We start from the raw sequence: 18,605 nt of genomic DNA, 5'->3' as shown, positions 1-18,605 counted from the left end.
TCGAAGGTTCCAGAGGTTGAGATCAGGCGGCCTCGCGGGGCCGGGCCGACAACGCATCGACGCGCCGGATGGTGCCGCCGCCGAGGACCCGGGCCCGGGGGCCGTCATCCGCGTAGATCGCGCAGGCCTGCCCCGGCGACACGCCGTCCTCGGGCTCGGCGAGCACCACCTCGGCGGCGCCGTCCGGCCCGACCGTCAGGGTCGCCGGGCGCGGCGGCCGGGTCGAGCGCACGCGCACCGCCACCGGCAGGTCGCGCACGGATTCGGCCGGCCCCTCGCCCAGCCAGTTCAGCTCCGAGAGGCGGATGCGGGTGGTGGCGAGCGCCGTGCGCGGGCCGACCACGACACGGGCGGAATCCGGCTCCAGCCGCACCACGTAGAGCGGCTCCGGCCCCGACAGGCCGAGGCCCCGGCGCTGGCCGACCGTGTAGTGCACGATGCCCTCGTGCCGCCCCACGACCTCTCCCGCGAGGTCGACGATCTCGCCCGGCCGGGCGGCGTCGGGGCGCAGGCGGGCGATCACGTCGCTGTAGCGGCCCTGGGGGACGAAGCAGATGTCCTGGCTGTCCGGCTTCTCGGCGATCGACAGGCCGAGCTCCTTCGCCAGAGCGCGGGTCTCGGTCTTCTCCATCTCGCCGAGCGGGAAGCGCAGGAAATCGAGCTGCTCGGCCGTGGTGGCATACAGGAAATAGCTCTGGTCCCGGGCGGGATCGAGGGCGCGGTGGAGCACCCGCCCGCCGCCCGGCAGCGCCCGGCTCGCCACGTAATGGCCGGTGGCGAGCGCGTCCGCGTTCAGGTCCCGGGCGAGGCCCAGCAGGTCGCGGAACTTCACCGTGCGATTGCACTCGACGCAGGGGATCGGCGTTTCGCCCGCGAGGTAGCTCTCGGCGAATTTTTCGATCACCTCGTCGCGGAACCGGTCCTCGTAATCGAGGACGTAGTGCGGGATGCCGAGATGCTCGGCCGCCGCCCGGGCGTCGTGGATGTCCTGGCCGGCGCAGCAGGCGCCCTTGCGGTGGCTCGCCGCGCCATGATCGTAGAGCTGGAGCGTGACGCCGACCACGTCGAAGCCCTGGCGCTTGAGGAGCCCGGCGACCACGGAGGAATCGACGCCGCCCGACATGGCGACGACGACGCGCGTCTCGTGGGGGGCTTTGGGGAGATCGAGGGCGTTCATCACGAGGATCCGCAGCCGCCTGCCCGGAAGCGTCCCGGCTGCACGGGGCGTCTATAGCGGGAGTCCGGCCGGCTTTCCAGGGTGAAGGACCCGGTAGAGGTATGACCACCCGGCAGATCCTGCCGGGCAGGCGGCAGCTTCGACCCCTGGCACGCGCGTCGGCGTCCGATAAAGGCGAGCGTTTTCAGAGGTTTGCCGCGGCGCTCCGTTGGCGCGCGCCTTGCTGCACCGCCTCCGGAAGGAGCCCGGCATGGCGAGCGGTGCGACGGATCGGCTGGATGTGACAGCGTGGATTCCATCCACGCGGACGAGCTGGGAATCGGCCGGCATCGCCGCGCGGTCCGGCACCTCCGCGCAGGACCGGTTCGGCGCGGCCCTCGCCGCGGCCCGGACCCGGGACGATGCCGCGGCCGCGCAGGCTCGGGCGGCCAGCCAGCGCGATGCCACCGACGCGGCGCGGGAACGGCAGGCGACGCAGCGTGCGGAGGCTGACGCCTCCCGGTCGGCTTCCGAGCGGGATCGCGACGCAGCTGCGCAGGCCGAGGCCCGGGCATCGGACAGGCGGTCGGCGGTCGCACAGCCGAGGAGCGCTGCAACCGGCACAACCTCCCCTGCGATCGCGCAGCCGGCCGCCCCGCGCGCCGGGACGCCGCTTGCCGCTTCCGATCCGGTCCTGAAGGCCGACGCTTCGGCGGGGCCGCAGGCGCCGTCGGAAGCCCCCGCGCACGGGGATCCGACCAGTCCGAAGATCGCGACGGCTGGCTCCTCCGCGCAGGATCCGGCGGCCGACGCGTCCGCCACGAACGCCGACGTGCCGGTCCAGGCCGAACCGGCGGCGCAGACAGGCCAGGGCGATGGCCCGGCGCCGGCCGCGCATTCCGATCCCGCCGCCACGCTGCTGAGCCTGATCGCGGCGATGTCGGGGGGCGCCGCGGCCCGCATCGCCACCACGAAGGGCGAGGATCCGCCTTCGGATCCGGAAACGGCCGGCGATGGGAGCGGCGTGGGCCCGCTGACAGCCGGAGCCCCCCTACCCGGCTCGGCGGCACCGGCATCGACGCCCGCCGGCACGGGCACGGCCAATGCTGCGCGCGGCACGGAGGTGATGGGAATCACCGGGCCGGCCCTCGGCCAGGCATCGACCGGCGCGGCGCGGCGTGAGCCGGTCGATCCGAGCGCCAGCCCGGTCGCGGCCGCGCAGACCGGCACGGGCGACCCGGCGGCCAATGCGGCTGGTCCCGGAACGGATTTCCTGACGGCGCTGGCCGATGCCGGTCAGGCCGCGGGTCCGGTGCCCTCCGGTGCCGCCGGCCCTGCGCCGCAGGCGACAGGCTCGGCCAATCCGGGCGGAGCGCCCGCGACGCCGACGACCTCCGCCGGGGCAGCCAATGCGGCGCAGGCGGCGCCCGCGCAGACGTCCGCCCAGACGACCCCGCCGATTCCCATCGGGCAGGTGCCGATGGCGATCGGCCTGCGCTCGCTGAACGGGTCGAACGCCTTCCAGATCCGCCTCGACCCCGTCGAGCTCGGGCGGGTCGACGTCAAGCTGGAGATCGACAAGGCCCGCGGGACGGTCACGACGCATCTCGTGGTCGACCGCCCCGAAACCCTGGCGATGCTCCAGCGCGACGCGAACCAGTTGCAGCAGGCCCTGACGCAGGCAGGCCTCGATCCATCGGCCGGCGGCCTCAACCTGTCGCTGCGCGGCGACGGCAATGCGCAAACCGGAGGCGGCGGCAGCAACCAGCAGGGCGGCGCCCCCCAAGGCGGGACGGCCGGCTGGACCCGGGATCAGGCCGAGGCCCCGCAGGAGATCGCCCCGACCCGGTGGCTGCGCGGCTACGGCGGCCTCGACATCCGGATCTAGGCGCGGCGGCCCCCGCCGAACGACACGCAACCATCGTGCGCCCGCGCTCCGGGCGCGGCACGGGAGAGACCAGCATGACCAGCGGCATATCGAGCCTCGCGAGCACGGCATCCACGTCCGGCACGGCGTCGAGCAGCGGGAACGCGACCGAGATCGCCAGCAACTTCACGCAGTTCCTGACGCTGCTCACCACGCAGCTCAAGAACCAGAACCCGCTCGACCCGATGGACACCAACCAGTTCACGCAGCAGCTCGTGCAGTTCGCCGGCGTCGAACAGCAGCTCAAGACCAATGACCGCCTCGACAGCATCCTGACCGCCTCGCAATCGGCGAGCTCGGCCACGGCGACCAGCTACATCGGCAAGACCATCACGGCGAGCGGCACGTCCTCGCAGCTCTCCGACGGCGCGGCCGCCTGGACGCTGACGCCGGCCCGGGCCGCCTCCAAGGCGGTGATCACGATCCTCGATTCGAACAACAACGTGGTGGCGACCCAGACCACCTCGCTCGCCGCGGGTGCGCAGACCTATACATGGAACGGCAAGACCTCGGCAGGGCTGACGGCGCCGGACGGCGCCTACTCGATCAAGGTCGCCGCCACGGACGCCACCGGTTCCACCGTGGCGGTCGATACCAGCCTGTCGGGGACAGTCGACGAAGTCGATCTCAGCGGCTCTGCGCCGGTCCTGCTGATCGGCCAGCAGAAAGTGCCGCTCTCCAGCGTGCAGACCATCGGGTTGTCCACAAGTGGCGCTTAACGAATCACATCCGAGTGACTCGCTTCAACATCTCTTAAGCGGGCGCAAGTACCTTCGAGGCTCGACAGGTCAGTCGAGTGTAGAGCGTATCATGACCGAACCTAGCCGCCCGAGAGTGAAGTACGTGATCGGGCCCGACGGCAGTCCCCTGACCATCGCGGATCTCCCGCCCCCGAGCACGCGCCGCTGGGTGATCCGCCGCAAGGCCGAAGTGGTGGCCGCGGTGCGCGGCGGTCTCCTCAGCCTGGAGGAGGCCTGCAAGCGCTACACCCTGACCACCGAAGAATTCCTCAGCTGGCAGTTCTCGATCGATCAGCACGGGCTCGCCGGCCTGCGCACCACGCGGATCCAGCATTACCGGCACTGATCGGGCATCACCGGGATGGGCCCCTCCGCCCGTACCGTCCGTTCCCGAAGCCCCGCGAAGCCGCGTCCCGACCCCGGGCGCGGCTTCGCGTCGTTCCGGCCGCCGCCATCGGCCGCTGCCGCGCCCGGCATTAACGCCCCGCTAACCATGGCCTGGGCAAATTCTGCCGGGCGGGCCGCAGGGGCCCGCATCGCGTTCAGAGTGCAGCGAACCCGCCCGTGAAGCCGGTCCTCGATCTCGTCACGAAGCTCGGACCGGCCCGGATCGCCGCCATGGCGGCGGTGACGCTGACGCTGATCGGCTTCTTCGCCTTCATCATCCTGCGGGTCTCGCGCCCCGACATGGGCGTGCTGTTCTCGGACCTGTCGATGCAGGATTCGGCCGCCGTCATCCGCGACCTCGACAGCCGCGGCATCCGCTACGAGACGCGCGGCGAGGCCGGCCAGACGATCCTGGCGCCCCGGGGCGACCTCGCCAAGCTGCGCATGGACCTCGCCGGCAAGGGCCTGCCGACCCAGGGGGGCGTCGGCTACGAGATCTTCGACAAGGGCGACGCGTTCTCGTCCACCAACTTCGTCCAGAACGTGAATCACCTGCGCGCCCTGGAGGGCGAGCTCGCCCGCTCGATCCAGGCGATCGGCCGGGTCCAGGCGGCGCGGGTCCACCTCGTCCTGCCGGAGCGGCGCCTGTTCGAGCGCGACCGGGAGAACCCGAGCGCCGCCATCGTGCTGAAGCTGATGGGCGACCTCGATGCCGGGCAGGTCCGGGCGATCCGCCACCTCGTGGCCTCCGCGGTGGAGGGCCTGAAGCCCGAGCGGGTCTCGATCGTCGACGAGCGCGGCCGCCTGCTCGCGGACGGCGCCCGGGACGCGGAGGCGGACGCCGCCAGCGGCTTCGAGGACCGCCAGGTCGCCCTGGAGCGGCGCCTGCGCGGCCAGATCGAGGACGTGGTCGCCGGCATCGTCGGGCCGGGCCGGGCGCGGGTGCAGGTCAACGCCGAACTCGACCTCAACCGGATCGAGAGCCGCTCCGAGACCTTCGATCCCGAGAGCCGCGTCGTCCGCTCGGCCCAGACCCGGACCGAATCCTCGCAGACCAGCAACGCCGACGGGCAGGTCAGCGTCGGCAACGAGTTGCCCGGCGCCAACGGGGGCGACAAGGCGCCCGCCCCCAAGGACGCGACCAACAAGAACGAGGAGACCACGAATTACGAGATCTCCCGGGTAACCAAGACCGAGGTGGCCGAGGGCGGCCGGATCAAGCGCCTGTCGGTGGCGGTGGTGGTCGACGGGGTCTACGCGACCGCGGCCGACGGCAAGCAGACCTACAGCCCCCGCGCGCCCGCCGAGATCGAGCGGATCACCGCCCTGGTGCGCAGCGCGGTCGGGTTCGACAAGGCCCGCGGCGACCAGATCGAGGTCGTCAATCTCCGATTCGCCGAGGCGCCGAGCCTGCCGCAATTCACCGAGCCGACGCTGATCCAATCGCTGCTCGCGCCGACCAAGGAGGACGTGCTGCGCATGGCCGAACTCGCCGTGCTGGCACTCCTCACCCTGATCGTCCTGCTCACCGTGGTGCGCCCGCTGGTGAAGCAGGTGCTGGCGCCGGTGCCGGATCCGCCGTCGCTCGCCGCGCCGGGGATGGGCGCCGCAGCGGAGGCCGTGGCGGTCGCCGGGCCCGCGGGGACCATCACGGTCCTGGAGCGGGACAACCCCACCGCCCGGCTGATGGAGTTCGCCAAGATCAACGGCCAGGTCCAGGCCGAAACCGTGCAGCGCGTCGTCGACATGGTCCGGGCGAGCCCGACCGAGACCGTCGAGGTGCTGCGCGGCTGGCTCCAGGAAGAGTGACGCGTAGGGGATCGAGGGCGGAACGATGGCGGCAGGACCGGCAAACACCCTGGCGAATGTGGGCGTCGACGCCTTCGCGGCGATGCCCGGCCCGCAGCGCGCCGCCGCGCTCCTGCTGATGCTCGGCGAGGAGGAAGGCGCGCCGATCTGGCAGATGCTGGAGGAGGACGAGGTCAAGAAGGTCAGCCACGCGATGGTCCAGCTCGGCACGCTGGAGGTCGCCACCGTCGAGAAGCTGATCATCGAGTTCGTGACCAAACTCGGCAACAGCGGCGGCATCTCGTCGAACTTCGAGCGGACCGAGGCGCTGCTCCTGAAAATCTTCCCGAGCGATCAGGTCTCGCTGATCATGGCGGAGATCAAGGGCGCGTCGGGCAAGCGCGTCTGGGCCTCGATCGCCCAGGTGGATCCCGAGATCCTCGCCTCGTTCCTGCGCAACGAATACCCGCAGACCGTGGCGGTGGTGCTGTCCCGGGTGCGGGCCGACTACGCCGCCAAGGTGCTGACCATCCTGCCGGAAGAGTTCGCCATCGACGTCCTGAACCGGATGCTGCGCATGGAGACGGTCCAGAAGGAGGCCCTGCGCCACATCGAGGAGACGCTGCGGGTCGAGTTCGTCTCCACCATCGCCCAGACCCAGCGCCGCGACGCCCACGAGATGATGGCCGACGTGTTCAACGCCTTCGACCGGTCGACGGAGGGGCGCTTCCTCGCCGCCCTCGACCAGGCGAACCGCGGCTCGGCCAAGCGCATCCGCGAACTGATGTTCACCTTCGAGGATCTGCTGAAGCTCGATCCGGGCAGCGTCCAGACCCTGATGCGCTCGGTCGACAACGAAACCCTGTGCCGGGCGCTCAAGGGCGGCAACGAGGCGACCCGCGCCTTCTTCATGCGGCAGATGTCGACCCGCGCGGCCAAGAACCTCACGGACGAGATGGCCTCGCTGGGCCCGGTCCGCCTCAAGGAGGTCGACGAGGCGCAGGCCAAGATGACCGAGATCGCCAAGGACCTCGCCGAGAAGGGCGAGATCATGATCGCCAAGAATAGCGCCGAGGAGGAGCTGGTCTATTGAGCGCCCAATCCGCCCGGAGCGCGAAGCCGTTCCTGTTCGAGACCGATTTCCGCAGCGCGCGTCCCAGTGCCGAGGCGCAGCGCGCCGCCGAGGCCGCCGCCCGCGCCGAGGCCGAGGCCCATGCCCGCGGCCTGCAGGAGGGGCGGGTCCAGGCCGAGGCGCAGATCCAGGGGCGGCTCGCCGACGCCCTGAACCGGCTGGCGCTGGCCGCCGCGGGCCTCATCGCCCAGGCCGATGCCCGCGACGCCGAGCGCGAGGTGCAGGCGGTCGAGGTCGCCATGCTGATCGCCCGGAAGGTCGCGGGCGACGCCCTCGACGCCGTGCCGCTCGCCGGTATCGGCGAGGCGGCGCGCGCCGCGCTCCAGCATCTGCGCGGGGTGCCCCACCTCGTGGTGCGGGTCCACGACAGCCTGGTCGAGGAGGCCGAGGCCCTGATGAAGCGCCTCGCCCGCGAGCGCGGCTACGAGGGCCGCCTCGTCGTCCTCGGCGACCCCGACATGGCGGCGGGCGACGCCCGCATCGAGTGGGCCGATGGCGGCATCGTCCGGGAGCGCGCCCGCATCGAGGCGGCCGTGCTCGACGCCCTCGGCCTGCCGACGCGTTCCTGAAGGAATCCCGATGCCGATGTCCGACGATTTCAGCCTGCCCCAGCTCGGCGAGAACGACCCCGACTACGCGGGCGGCTCGATCCGCGACGCGCCGACCACGCCCAAGACCGCCGCCGACCTGGAGCAGCTCTTCGACGTGCCCGTGATGGTCTCGGCGGTGCTGGGCTCCGCCCGGATGCCGATCGGCGACCTGCTCCGGATGGCGCCGGGCGCCGTGCTCGAACTCGACCGGAAGGTCGGCGAGGCGATCGACGTGTTCGTCAACAACCGGCTCGTCGCCCGCGGCGAGGTCGTCCTCGTCGAGGATCGGCTCGGCGTGACGATGACCGAGATCGTCAAGGGCGAATAGGTTTTACCGGCCGGACGCCGGGGGGCTGTCCGCGCCATGGGATTTGAGAGGGACGAGTTATGCGGCTCCTGATGATCGGGCGGCTCAACGGCGAGTTGATCACCGCTTCGAAGATCGCCATGCAGCGCGGCGCCTCCGTGACCCAGGCCGACGCCGTGCCGCAGGGCCTCAACGTGCTGCGCGCCCGCGGCGCCGATCTGATCATGATCGACGTGTCGCTGCCGATCGCGGGGCTCGTCTCGGCCCTGGAGGCGGAGCGGATCCGCACCCCCGTGGTCGCCTGCGGGGTCTCGGCCGACGCCTCGGCCGCCGTGGCGGCGATCCGGGCCGGCGCCAAGGAATACATCCCGCTCCCGCCGGATCCCGAGATGATCGCCGCGGTGCTGGAGGCGGTGGCCACCGACCGCGCCGCCTTCGTGTGGCGCGATCCGTCGATGGAGCGCGTGGTCAAGCTCGCCGAGCAGGTCGCCCGCTCGGAGGCCTCGGTGTTGATCACCGGCGAGAGCGGCACCGGCAAGGAGGTGCTGGCCCGCCACGTCCATCAGAAGTCCAACCGGGTGGGCAAGCCCTTCGTGTCGGTGAACTGCGCGGCGATCCCCGAGGCCCTGCTCGAATCCGAGCTGTTCGGCCACGAGAAGGGGGCGTTCACCGGCGCGGTCGCCCGGCGCATCGGCCGGTTCGAGGAGGCCAATGGCGGCACGCTGCTCTTGGACGAGATCTCCGAGATGGATGTCCGCCTGCAGGCGAAGCTGCTGCGCGCCCTCCAGGAGCGGGTGATCGACCGGGTCGGCGGCACCGCGCCGGTGCGGGTCGATATCCGGGTGCTCGCCACCTCGAACCGCAACCTCGCCGAGGAGGTCCGCAAGGGCACGTTCCGCGAGGACCTGTTCTACCGGCTCAACGTCGTGGCCCTGAAGCTGCCGCCCCTGCGCGAGCGGCCGGCCGACATCCTGGAACTCGCCGCGCATTTCGCCAAGAAATACGCTGCGGTGAACGGCGTGCCGGCCCGCCCGCTCTCCGCGGAGGCGCGCGCGCTGGTGCTGAGGAACCCCTGGCGCGGCAATGTCCGCGAGCTGGAGAACACCCTGCACCGGGCGGTGCTGCTGGCCTCGGGCGACGCGATCGGCCCCGAGGCGATCCTCTCCCCCGATGGAGAGGCGATCGCCGCGGAAGGTCCGGCGACGCGCGCCGCGCAGGCCGCCGAGGCCGCCACCCGCGGGCTGGTGGGGCGGACCGTGGCGCAGGTCGAGTGCGACCTGATCCTCGACACCCTGGACCATTGCCTGGGCAACCGCACCCATGCGGCCAAGATCCTCGGCATCTCGATCCGGACCCTGCGCAACAAGCTCAACGAGTACGTCTCGGCGGGCCTCGACGTGGCCGAGCCCGGCAGCGTGCGGGCGAGCGTAGCCTGCGGGTGACACCCCTTTGATGCGCGCCGCAGTGGCGGCGCGCCGAGCTTCCGCCTCGGCCGAGCGTGCGCTCTACCGGCGCCCGCTCTTCGTCGCCCGGTCCGTCTCGTTCTGAGCCGCGAAGGCGGCCTCAAGCTTGCGCAGCGAGGCGTAGCGGGCGACGTCGCCCTCGACATCGCGGATCGTCTCCTCGACGAGATGGCGCTGGAGCGCCACGCGCGGATCGCCGGGGGGGAGCGCCTCCCGCTCCTGCAGGCGGAGCACGGCCTGTCGAACCACGGCGTAGACCGCCTCGCGCTCCTCCCGGGTCATCGAGGGCTGGATCGCCTTCGCGACGAGATCGGAGAAATCCGACATGGACCGTTAGACTTCGCTCTTTCACCGGGCACCGGAATCGCCGGCCACCCCCTCTACAGACCGCGCGGCGCGGGATCCAGAGCCGCTCGGCGGCTGCCTACATCCTTTGGTCGCGGATGCCCGCGATCAGGAGCGAGGACGAACTCCAGAGCACGAAGAAGCAGAAGAACGCGACGAGCAGCGTGTGGCCCCGCTCCGGGTAGAGGCTGTCCGTCGGCAGGACCGGCGGCACGAAGGTCGCCAGGAAGATGTGCTGCTTGCCGGCCGCCACGCGGGCGCGGTCGAGCAGCAGATGGGCTGATTCCTCAAGCTTCTCGGCGATCGTCCGCTCGACCTGCAGGCCCTCGTACTGGAGCAGGGCCTCGGTCAGGTTCGGGCCGCCCAGGGCGGCCCCCGCGGTGGTCATCTCGTCCTGCAGCGCCTTCATCTGCTGGTCGATGGCCGCGATATTGGCGACGAGCGTCTGGATCGAGCGCGAGCGCTCGTCCAGGTTGGAGCTGCGCAGGACCTGAAGGTCGTTCTCGGCCTTGAGCTTGTCCTTCCGCAGCATCGTGAGGGTCGTCAGGATCCCCTCGGCGGATTTGACCGGATCGATCACCCCCCACTGATTGCGGAAGCTCTGCAGGGCGAGATGCGCCTTGCGCAGGCGCTCCTGCGCGGTCCTGGCGTCGGCCTCGGCCTGGACGACCATGTCGGCCTGCGCGCGCTTCGAGATGTCGTTGATCAGCGCCTCGGCGCGCGTCACCACCTCGCGGGTGATGGTCAGGGCATCGTCGGGCGTGAAGGCCCGGACCGACAGGCGGATCACGCCCGAGATCGAATCGATATGCGCGTCGACGTGCTTGCGCCAGTACTGGGTCAGATCCTCGATCGGGTCGCTCGGATCGAACCGCGTCCAGAAATCGGCCTCCGGACGGGAGAACATCTTGGACAGGCTGATGCTCTTCTCGAGCGCCTCGACCATGGTCTGGCTGTTGATGTAGTCGCGGACGATGAAGCTGTCCTGACTGTTGTGCTTCTGGATCAGGCTCGTGTACTGGCCGAGGGAGATGTTCTCCATCGGCTCGACGTTGCCGCGCACCGCGAACTGGGCCTCGGCGACATATTGATTCGACGCGAAGCCGAACAGGTAGAGCCCGACCACGAGGGTCGGCAGCACGACGAACAGGCTGATGCGGCGGATGATCCGCGCGCCGTAGCTCGACGTGTCCTCCTGGCGGGGGCGCAGGCCCGGCAGCCGGGTCCAGTCCAGGCGCTGGCGAATCGCGGTGGCCAAAGCCTGCAAGCCCCGCTTCTCCGGGACAGGCCGGATCGTCTCCGCGCTCCGCCGCAGCTCGGTCATCGTCGGGGCAGCGAACGTCACGATCTCGCTTTCGCGCGTGTCGTCTTTGACGTCGTCGAGGCTCATCCGCTCTTTGTTCCTGGGTCTGCGCCGGTTCCGCCGAGGCGGCGCCGGCCAAGGGGCGGCCCGTGCGCGGAACCGGAATCCCGTTCTTTTAGGCCCTTTTTATGGCGCCGGTCCCGGCCCTCCGAGCCGCGGCGACGGGCGACGTAGCCCGATGCCGGTATCGCGCCCTAGAGTCTCCGGATGATGACAGAGCCACGCTCCACCGGCGACGCGGATCGCCGCCCTGCCGGCCGCTCCGCCAGGACCAAGCTCACCGAGGTCGTGGTCGTCTGCTCCAAATGCGCCAAGCGGCAGGGCCTGCGCCCGCGCGCCGTCCGCGCGCTCCTGAAGAAGGCCGGGAAGCAGGCCCCCCGGGACGAGGCGGCCGGCCGGCGGAAGCTCTGCATCGTCGAGTCGGGCTGCCTCGGCCCGTGCCCGAAGCGCGCCATCGCGGTCGCCACCGGCGCGAGCCTCGCGTCCGGCCGCGTCGTCCTGCTCGATCCCGAGGCCGGCCCCGCGGACGCGCTGGCCGCTGTCCTTGCCCCCGCTCCGCCGCGGCGGCCGTCCCCCGAATTCGGCCCCAATACCGCACTAGCGGCGGTATCGCTCGACGAATCGCCGCCGGCACGCTGACCGGCCCAACCCGGAGCTGACGCTCTTGCCCGCCTCCCGATGCGTAACGCGCACGCTGCAACCGTGACGGAGGCGCGCCAATCCGGGAAGCGCCGGGCCGTCCGCGCCCTCGTGCGCCGCCTCCCGCTGCTCGGCACGCTGATCGGGCTCGGCTTCGCGGTCTGGCTGGTGGCGACCAACGATCTCCAGGCCGTGGCGACGGCGTTCGGCCGGATCGGCGTCGCGGGCTTCGTCGGCGTCACGCTGGTCCGGGCGCTGGTGCTGGTGGTGTGCGGCCTCGCCTGGGCGCGCATCCTCGACGGGCTGTCGCCCGCCCCGGCCTCGGCCTGCCTGATCCTGCGCTTCGTGCGCGAGGGCATCAACGTCCTGCTGCCGGTCGCCTCGGTGGGCGGCGAGGTGCTGGGCGCGCGGCTCCTCACCTTCTGGGGGGTCGCGGGCTCGCTCGCCGCCGCCTCGGTGCTCGCCGATCTGCTGTTCCAGGTCGGCACGCTCGCCCTGTTCGCCGGCCTCGGGGCCGGGCTCCTCACCCAGGTCGACGGCGCCGCGGCGGCCGAACTCGCCGACTGGACGCTGCGCACCCTCGCGGTGGCGGCACTCGCCGTCGCGGCGTTCTTCGCGCTCCAGCGGACCGGGATCGTCCGTGTCCTCGAGGACCGGATCGCCGCCCTCGGCCGGCGCTTCGTGCGCGAGGCCGAGGCCCGGCCCGAGCCGAGCCGGCGCATCCAGGGCGCGCTGGACGCGGTCTGGGGGCCGGGGCGGCGGGGGCGTCTCGCCCAGTCCATCGCCCTGCACGCGCTGGCCTGGCTCCTCGGCGCGACCGAAATCATCATCGTGCTGACCTGCATCGGCGTCGACCACGTCGCGCTCACCGACATCCTGGTGATCGAATCCCTGAACCAGGCGATCAAGGCCGCCGCCTTCCTGGTCCCGAGCGGGCTCGGCGTGCAGGAGGGCGGGCTCGTGCTGGTCTGCGGCCTGTTCGGCATCGATGCCGGGACGGCCATCGCCCTCTCCCTCGCCCGCCGGGTGCCCGACGTGGTGCTCGGCCTGCCGTCGCTCCTCGTCTGGCAGAATCTCGAAGCCCGCCGCGAGGGCGTCCGCCCCGCCGCGCCGACCTGCGACCGCTCGTGACACCAACGCCTGCCGTGCCGAACTCCCCGACTCGCCCCGGTCCGAGGCGCAAATTCCGGCCTCCGGGCCGGATGGTGATCCCGGCCCTCGCGCTGCTCGCCGCCTCGCCGGCCCTCGCCCAGAGCGTCACCCTCGACCTCGGCGCCGGCGGCACCACCGAGCGGGCGCTCCAGCTCGTCGCGCTGATCACCGTCCTGGCGGTCGCCCCGTCGGTGCTGGTGATGGCCACCGCCTTCACCCGGATCGTGGTGGTGCTCTCGCTCCTGCGCTCGGCGCTCGGCACCCAGACGGCGCCGCCGACCGCGGTGCTGGTCAGCCTCGCTTTGTTCCTGACCGCCTTCGTGATGGCCCCCACGGGTCGCGCGGCCTACAGCGCGGGGATCGAGCCCCTGATCGCCGGCCGGATCACGCAGGCCCAGGCCTTCGAGCGCGCCTCGGCGCCGTTCAAGACCTTCATGCTGAAGAACGTCCGCGAGAAGGACCTCAAGCTGTTCCTCGACCTCGCCAAGGTGCCCGCACCCAAGGGGCCCGAGGATGTCGGCCTGGAGATCGTCACCCCGGCCTTCATGATCTCGGAGCTGCGGCGCGCCTTCGAGATCGGCTTCCTGCTGTTCATCCCGTTCCTGATCATCGACCTCGTGGTCGCCTCGGTGCTGATGGCGATCGGCATGATGATGCTGCCGCCCGCCACGGTCTCCCTGCCGTTCAAGCTGATCTTCTTCGTGCTGGTCGACGGATGGACCCTGGTGGCGGGGTCGCTGGTGCAGAGCTACGGGAGCTGACGGCACACGCGATCCGCGGACAGCCGGGCGTCGTCAGGCCTCGGTCTCCAGGAAGGCGTCCGGATCGATGACGCGGGCGCCGCTCATCCCGGCGGCGTGCCGGGGGTCTCGGCATTGCTCTGCCGGTCACCGCCCTGCGGCTCGGGACCGTCCGCGCCGGCGGCCCTGGACTTCCCCCGTTCGGGGACGGCGGCGTCCGGGTAGCGCTTGCGATACTCCGCCAGGAAGGCCGACAGCGTCTCGGCCTTGGTGGCCTGGGCCGCCACCGCGCGGAAGCCCGGAGTATGGGTCGGATCGGTGCCCGTGAGCAGCGCGAAGGTGCGCGCGTCGGGGCTCGCCGCCATGGATTCCGAGAACTTCGCCTTGAGCCGCTCCAGGCCGATCGTTTCGCCGGCGAGATCATAGGCGATCGCAGCGCGCACGGCATCGGCCCGGGCCGCCGCGTCGAGGGGCTGGTTGGACCGCCACGCCTCGCCGAGCAGCGCCTCGTGCGTCTCGCCGGCTTCGCGCCAGCGGCGGGCGCCCCAATAGATGTCGGCGCGCAGGCGATCGATATCCGGCCCGCTCTCTCCCTCGAGCGTCTCCAGGGCGAGGTCGGTGCGGGTGAGGTCCGAGAGGGCGCGGGCGCGGATCAGGTTCCGGGCGCGCTTCAACTCGCCCGGCAGCTCGGGCAGCTCGGTGGCGTCGAGGACCTTCAGCGCCTGCAGCGGCTTGTCGTCCATCAGCCGCACCGTGGCGAGCCGTGCCGCGACCGCCGACCGGGCTGGCCCGGTCAGCCGCTTGTCGATCTGGTACTGGAGGAGGTCCGCGGCCGAGTCGAGCAGGTCGAGGCCGACGAGGCGATCGGCCAGCCGGCGCACCACCTCGTCGCCCCGCCGCCCGATCGGGCTCAGCTCCCGGAAGTCGAAGAACAAGGCCACGGCCTCGATCCCCGGCAGGCTATCTCCCTTGTCGGTTAGGTACAGGTTCTCGAAGGCGATCTGCGCGTCGCGGGCGAGCGCCTCCGAGGCGGGGGCGCTGGGCGCGAAGGCATTGGCCCGGCGCACCGCCATGAAGGCTTGGCGCCAGCGGCCGGCAGCGAGATCGAGCCGGGCCAGGCCCGCCGTGATGGCTTCCTCGATCGGGCCACCGTGCCAGATCAGGGCGAGCCGTTCCAGGCGCTCGGTCGCGGCGTCCGGCGTCAGCTTGCCGGCAGACCGGGCGAGCAACGTCCTGCGCAGGGCCGCCTCCGCGGATACCGGACGAACCGCTTCCGTCTCCAGGCGGGCATAGGCGTCGAGCGCCGCCTCCACCTGACCCGTCGCCTCCGAGACGCGGGCGCGGACGAGGGCCAGCCGGTCGCGGATCCAGGGGGGCAGGTCGCGGGCGCCCTCGGCGCGGGCGGCGGCCGTTTCGGTATCGCCGTTCTCGATCGCCGATTCCGCCGCCGTGGCGCGAATCGACTGCGCCAGATCCGCGGGGTAATCCTTGATGAGCGGCAGGACCTTGAGGAAACCGGTCTCGGCCGCCTTCCAATCGCCCAGACCGGCCGAGGCCATCGCCCGCCACAGGGCGGCCTCCGGATTCCCGGCGAGGATCGGGGCGGACAAAGCCTTCAGCGCCTCCGCGTTCCGGCCCATCCGCACCAGCGCGAGGCCACGCAGCAGGGCGGTGTCGCGCTGGCCTGCGAGCAGCGGATCGTCGGCAGCCGCCGCTTCGAGGGCCGCGAGACCCTCCGCATCGAGCCCGTTGGCCAGGTCGGCCCGGGCCATGGCGAGCCGCGCCAAGCCGCGGTCAGCCGGATTCGCGGCGGCGGCCGCGTTGGCGAACTCGCGCAATGTGTCGCGCACGTTGCCGGACCGCGCGCGGTTCCAGTCGTCGGGCGCGATGGCGAGCGTCCCCGGCTCGGCGAGGACCACCTCGGCCTTCCGGCTCGTCGCGGAGGCCACGAGTCCCCCCGCCCGTCCGATCGTCACCGTGTCGAGGTCGGGCCGCACCGCGAGGTCGTCCGCGCTCGCGAGCACCGCGAGGCCGTGCCGGCTCGGCAGGATCTCGAAATCAACGAAGCGCCGGTTCTTCGGATTGCCGACGGGACGCTGGGCGGCCGAGGTGACCACCGCGATCCGCTCGCCGTCGAGGTCGAGCCATGTCGCCGAGCCCGGCCGGGGCAGGCCGAGGGTGACCGCGATCCGCCCCGAACCATCGGGCTTGCGCACGGGATCGATCGTGTCGCTCGGACTCAGGGTGTCGCCCGCCGAGAGTTCCCAGCCGACCCCACCCGCCGTCGAGACCGCGTTGAGATCGACCAAGCGGCCCTGGGGAGCCGAGAAGCGCAGGAGGGTGAGCGGCCCGGTCCGGGTCGGGCTTCCCAACGGCACGAGGCCCTGGTTGCCTGCCGGGACCGGGACCGGCTCGGCAGTCTCGAAGGCGAGCGTGACCATGCCGCCGCGCTCGAACAGCACGGCCGGCGGCAGGGCCTGGAACGGGAAGACCAAGCCGGATCCGGCCGGGCGCATCGGCGGCGCGGGCGGGCGCTCCGGGACGGCGGCCGCCTCCGCCCGGGGCGGCGGGGCCGGAACGGGAGCGGGCGGCGCGACGGCGACCGGAGCCGGCGTTGCCGGACCGGGTATCGGGACGGCGTTGCTGGCCGGCTCCGCCGGCTTGCGCCGGACGACGTCCAGCAGGAAGGCCCCGTCCTCGCGCTCCGAGCCGATCTGGAATCCGTCCTCGGGGGTGACGAGCAGGCTGGCCGAGGTCGCATCCGTCTCGGTCGCCAGCTTGGCGATGCCGGGCCGGGGACGACCGCGCGTGCCGCTCGGATCGATGGTCCAGGGGCCGACGACCCGCAGGCGCGTGGCGTTGCCCTCGGCGGTGAGGGTCGTGACGGCCTCCGCGGGCAGGCGCAGCGACAGACGCGTCAGCGTCGGGAGGAGCGCCAGTTCCAGCGACAGGGGCTTGCGCACCGGCTCGGGGATGCGGGCCTTGAGCGCCTCCTCGGCGACCCGGGCCCGGCGGGCGAGTTCGGCCACCACCTCGGGCGGCAGCGGCGGCGCCAAGCCGGCCCAGCCCTCCGGCAGCAGATCCACGAAGACCCGCTCGCCGGCCATCTGCAGATTGACCCGGTAGGGCCGCTGCAGCGCGACCCGCAGCCCGGTCCCGTCCGGATCGCGCCGGACGCTCGACACGTAGGCGGGCATCTCGTCGGCCAGCCGCTCGGGTCCCTGTCCGACACGCTCGCCGTAGGTCAGGAGCAGCACGCCGCCGGCGAGCTTCGCCTTGACGGCGACGGGCTTGTCGAAGGTGAGCACGATGCGGCCGTAGCCGCCGGGACCGGCGCCGGCCACTGCGGCGCTCTCCGTGCCCTTGGCGCCGATCAGCCGGGCGGCCAGGGCCGGATCGACCGCGGCCAGCAGGGCGAGCAGCGGCAGCGACGCGCGCAGCAGCCGCGCCCCGAGCCCCTGACCGATCCGGGGTCGCCCGCCCACCGTTGCCATCGCCTCGCCGATCCGATTCCGGCGCGCGGCACCGGCTGGGCCGCGGCGCGCGGCGCCACATGTCGCGGCCATCCTGCGGCGGGGCGGCTAACGCGGCCTTAACCGTAACCCGCAAATCGGCGGGATCGGCTTCGAGCGGTGCCCGATCGCCTCGCGAGCGCGCGCGGCTCGAAGCCCTCTTTGTGACGCGCTCGCCGGCGCCGAACCGGCATTTACTTCGGCGCAGAACGCTCCGGATCAACTGCTCAGGGCGACGGCGCGGTCGAGGGCCTGGGCGAATCCCTCCAGCGGAACCGCGATCGTGGCGTCATCGCTGCTGCCGGCCTTGTGGCCGATCACGAACAGCTTCTTGGCGGTGCGCATGCCGTCGAGGGCGAGCGTCGGGAAGCTGATCGGTACGAAGCAGCCATCCGCCCCACAGGCGGTGTAGGGCGCGCCCTTGCCGAGAACCTGCTCGTCCAGCTTGAAGGCGATGCCGGGCTCGATCGAGAGGCCGAAGGGCATCATCACGATCCCTTCGGCGCGGCCGTTCACCGGCGTCTGGAGCTCGATGCCGAACTTGCGACGGCCCGTCTGCGAATCGCCCTGCGCCTGGGCGACGATGCAGGTGATCTTCTCGCCCGGATGCGTGCAGGTCATGGACCAGTCGCCGTAGCTCTCGGTCACGGTGCTGGCGCCCGTGGGCCAAGCGGCGCGGGCCGGAGCCGGTGCGGCGGCCGGGGCAGCCTCGGAAGCGGGCTTGGCCGCCGGCTTCGGGGCGGCGGGCTTGGGCTTGGGCTTCGGCCGGGCCTTCTGCGGCGCCTCGGCCGGGGCGGCCTCCGGCTCGGCATCCTGGGCCCGCGGCGCCGCCTGGGAGAAGGCGAGCAGCAACGTAACGGTCAGGCTGGAGCGCAGGAGCGCGCGAATCGTCGGCATGGAATCAACAACCCCCGGAGCCATGGAACGGCAGAGCCGCCTAAAGCCCCAGCGGGGATGACGCAATTGTGCCGACACGGCCGGGCTCAATGCCGGCCGGCCGAGCCCGAACGATCAGAGCGGGTTCGGGCCGCCGACGAGGCGGGCCATGGCGCAGCGACGGGCGAAGGCGGCCTCGGCACCGGTCCGGGCGGCCCGGGCGCAGGCGAAAACCAGGGTGAGGAAACCGGGATCGCGATCGGCGGTCTCGGTGACCGGGCCGGGGATCCGGGAGGCGATGAGAGCGAGCATGACGGACTCCGACGGGGGCGAAGGTCCCGGACGCTTCCGGAGAACCCGAGCCTGGCGACCGTGTCAGCCGCCTTGTTGCACTGCAATATGAAAGCTGCGAGCGGTGCCGGCCACAGGACTCGGCGCGGATGCATCATGCGCTCAGCTCATGGCGTGGGACGCGGCACGTCAACGTT

The 18,605-nt window shown here is 72.0% G+C and carries 17 protein-coding genes; 11 read left to right on the top strand and 6 right to left on the bottom strand.

Annotated features, from left to right (window positions below):
- Positions 1-22: 22 nt before the first annotated feature.
- Positions 23-1,177: a tRNA 2-thiouridine(34) synthase MnmA gene (gene mnmA / locus FVE89_RS08660; RefSeq protein WP_160533633.1), complete on the bottom strand. Its 1,155-nt coding sequence runs from the start codon at positions 1,175-1,177 to the stop codon at positions 23-25.
- A 250-nt stretch (positions 1,178-1,427) separates the two neighbouring features.
- Here mnmA and FVE89_RS08655 point away from each other — a divergent pair, with 250 nt between their 5' ends.
- The 8 genes from FVE89_RS08655 (at position 1,428) to FVE89_RS08620 (ending at position 9,469) form a co-directional block, all read left to right on the top strand.
- Positions 1,428-3,044, top strand: a complete 1,617-nt coding sequence (locus tag FVE89_RS08655; protein ID WP_160533632.1) for a flagellar hook-length control protein FliK — start codon at positions 1,428-1,430, stop codon at positions 3,042-3,044.
- 74 nt (positions 3,045-3,118) lie between these two features.
- Positions 3,119-3,802: a flagellar hook capping FlgD N-terminal domain-containing protein gene (locus FVE89_RS08650; protein WP_160533631.1), complete on the top strand. Its 684-nt coding sequence runs from the start codon at positions 3,119-3,121 to the stop codon at positions 3,800-3,802.
- Positions 3,803-3,893: 91 nt separating this feature from the next.
- Positions 3,894-4,169, top strand: coding sequence for a DUF1153 domain-containing protein (locus FVE89_RS08645; protein ID WP_007569077.1), 276 nt, complete (start codon positions 3,894-3,896; stop codon positions 4,167-4,169).
- A gap of 218 nt (positions 4,170-4,387) precedes the next feature.
- Complete coding sequence (gene fliF, locus FVE89_RS08640; protein ID WP_160533630.1) at positions 4,388-6,019, top strand: flagellar basal-body MS-ring/collar protein FliF; 1,632 nt, start codon at positions 4,388-4,390, stop codon at positions 6,017-6,019.
- 25 nt (positions 6,020-6,044) lie between these two features.
- A complete protein-coding gene (locus FVE89_RS08635; protein WP_160533629.1) occupies positions 6,045-7,091 on the top strand; it encodes a flagellar motor switch protein FliG in 1,047 nt (348 codons plus the stop codon).
- Positions 7,088-7,699 carry a FliH/SctL family protein gene (locus tag FVE89_RS08630; RefSeq protein WP_160533628.1) on the top strand — a complete coding sequence of 204 codons (612 nt, stop codon included), beginning with the start codon at positions 7,088-7,090 and terminating at the stop codon, positions 7,697-7,699. The genes FVE89_RS08635 and FVE89_RS08630 overlap by 4 nt, the downstream gene beginning before the upstream one ends.
- Before the next feature lie 16 nt (positions 7,700-7,715).
- Positions 7,716-8,048, top strand: a complete 333-nt coding sequence (gene fliN / locus FVE89_RS08625) for a flagellar motor switch protein FliN (protein WP_160533627.1) — start codon at positions 7,716-7,718, stop codon at positions 8,046-8,048.
- 59 nt (positions 8,049-8,107) lie between these two features.
- A complete protein-coding gene (locus FVE89_RS08620; protein WP_160533626.1) occupies positions 8,108-9,469 on the top strand; it encodes a sigma-54 dependent transcriptional regulator in 1,362 nt (453 codons plus the stop codon).
- A 63-nt stretch (positions 9,470-9,532) separates the two neighbouring features.
- On the opposite strand, the gene FVE89_RS08615 is transcribed toward FVE89_RS08620, so the two are convergent.
- Positions 9,533-9,817: a hypothetical protein gene (locus FVE89_RS08615; protein WP_160533625.1), complete on the bottom strand. Its 285-nt coding sequence runs from the start codon at positions 9,815-9,817 to the stop codon at positions 9,533-9,535.
- A 97-nt stretch (positions 9,818-9,914) separates the two neighbouring features.
- Positions 9,915-11,225 carry a capsule biosynthesis protein gene (locus tag FVE89_RS08610; protein ID WP_160533624.1) on the bottom strand — a complete coding sequence of 437 codons (1,311 nt, stop codon included), beginning with the start codon at positions 11,223-11,225 and terminating at the stop codon, positions 9,915-9,917.
- A 180-nt stretch (positions 11,226-11,405) separates the two neighbouring features.
- Here FVE89_RS08610 and FVE89_RS08605 point away from each other — a divergent pair, with 180 nt between their 5' ends.
- From FVE89_RS08605 to fliP, 3 genes are all read left to right on the top strand, one after another.
- Positions 11,406-11,837 (top strand): hypothetical protein, encoded by a 432-nt coding sequence (locus FVE89_RS08605; protein WP_160533623.1) that lies wholly within the window; start codon positions 11,406-11,408, stop codon positions 11,835-11,837.
- 63 nt (positions 11,838-11,900) lie between these two features.
- A complete protein-coding gene (locus tag FVE89_RS08600; protein ID WP_348644675.1) occupies positions 11,901-12,968 on the top strand; it encodes a flippase-like domain-containing protein in 1,068 nt (355 codons plus the stop codon).
- Between the two features lie 71 nt (positions 12,969-13,039).
- Complete coding sequence (fliP, locus tag FVE89_RS08595; protein WP_202130685.1) at positions 13,040-13,750, top strand: flagellar type III secretion system pore protein FliP; 711 nt, start codon at positions 13,040-13,042, stop codon at positions 13,748-13,750.
- An 83-nt stretch (positions 13,751-13,833) separates the two neighbouring features.
- On the opposite strand, the gene FVE89_RS08590 is transcribed toward fliP, so the two are convergent.
- From FVE89_RS08590 to FVE89_RS30480, 3 genes are all read right to left on the bottom strand, one after another.
- Positions 13,834-17,223, bottom strand: coding sequence for a hypothetical protein (locus FVE89_RS08590; RefSeq protein ID WP_160533620.1), 3,390 nt, complete (start codon positions 17,221-17,223; stop codon positions 13,834-13,836).
- Positions 17,224-17,460: 237 nt separating this feature from the next.
- Positions 17,461-18,138 (bottom strand): invasion associated locus B family protein, encoded by a 678-nt coding sequence (locus FVE89_RS08585; protein WP_160533619.1) that lies wholly within the window; start codon positions 18,136-18,138, stop codon positions 17,461-17,463.
- 114 nt (positions 18,139-18,252) lie between these two features.
- Positions 18,253-18,429 (bottom strand): hypothetical protein, encoded by a 177-nt coding sequence (locus FVE89_RS30480; RefSeq protein WP_202130684.1) that lies wholly within the window; start codon positions 18,427-18,429, stop codon positions 18,253-18,255.
- Positions 18,430-18,605: the final 176 nt, after the last annotated feature.

The organism is Methylobacterium sp. 2A (assembly GCF_009806555.1).
In the GTDB taxonomy this organism is placed as follows: Bacteria; Pseudomonadota; Alphaproteobacteria; order Rhizobiales; family Beijerinckiaceae; genus Methylobacterium.
Note: the sequence above shows the minus strand (reverse complement) of the source record. Positions and strands in the feature narration are given on the sequence as shown.

Bases quoted from the DNA above. Each gene is read 5' to 3' on its own strand.
- mnmA (WP_160533633.1), bottom strand. From the start codon at position 1,177: ATGAACGCCCTCGATCTCCCCAAAGCCCCCCACGAGACGCGCGTCGTC.
- FVE89_RS08655 (WP_160533632.1), top strand. From the start codon at position 1,428: ATGGCGAGCGGTGCGACGGATCGGCTGGATGTGACAGCGTGGATTCCA.
- FVE89_RS08650 (WP_160533631.1), top strand. From the start codon at position 3,119: ATGACCAGCGGCATATCGAGCCTCGCGAGCACGGCATCCACGTCCGGC.
- FVE89_RS08645 (WP_007569077.1), top strand. From the start codon at position 3,894: ATGACCGAACCTAGCCGCCCGAGAGTGAAGTACGTGATCGGGCCCGAC.
- FVE89_RS08635 (WP_160533629.1), top strand. From the start codon at position 6,045: ATGGCGGCAGGACCGGCAAACACCCTGGCGAATGTGGGCGTCGACGCC.
- fliN (WP_160533627.1), top strand. From the start codon at position 7,716: ATGTCCGACGATTTCAGCCTGCCCCAGCTCGGCGAGAACGACCCCGAC.
- FVE89_RS08620 (WP_160533626.1), top strand. From the start codon at position 8,108: ATGCGGCTCCTGATGATCGGGCGGCTCAACGGCGAGTTGATCACCGCT.
- FVE89_RS08615 (WP_160533625.1), bottom strand. From the start codon at position 9,817: ATGTCGGATTTCTCCGATCTCGTCGCGAAGGCGATCCAGCCCTCGATG.
- FVE89_RS08610 (WP_160533624.1), bottom strand. From the start codon at position 11,225: ATGAGCCTCGACGACGTCAAAGACGACACGCGCGAAAGCGAGATCGTG.
- FVE89_RS08605 (WP_160533623.1), top strand. From the start codon at position 11,406: ATGATGACAGAGCCACGCTCCACCGGCGACGCGGATCGCCGCCCTGCC.
- fliP (WP_202130685.1), top strand. From the start codon at position 13,040: ATGGTGATCCCGGCCCTCGCGCTGCTCGCCGCCTCGCCGGCCCTCGCC.
- FVE89_RS08590 (WP_160533620.1), bottom strand. From the start codon at position 17,223: ATGGCAACGGTGGGCGGGCGACCCCGGATCGGTCAGGGGCTCGGGGCG.
- FVE89_RS08585 (WP_160533619.1), bottom strand. From the start codon at position 18,138: ATGCCGACGATTCGCGCGCTCCTGCGCTCCAGCCTGACCGTTACGTTG.
- FVE89_RS30480 (WP_202130684.1), bottom strand. From the start codon at position 18,429: ATGCTCGCTCTCATCGCCTCCCGGATCCCCGGCCCGGTCACCGAGACC.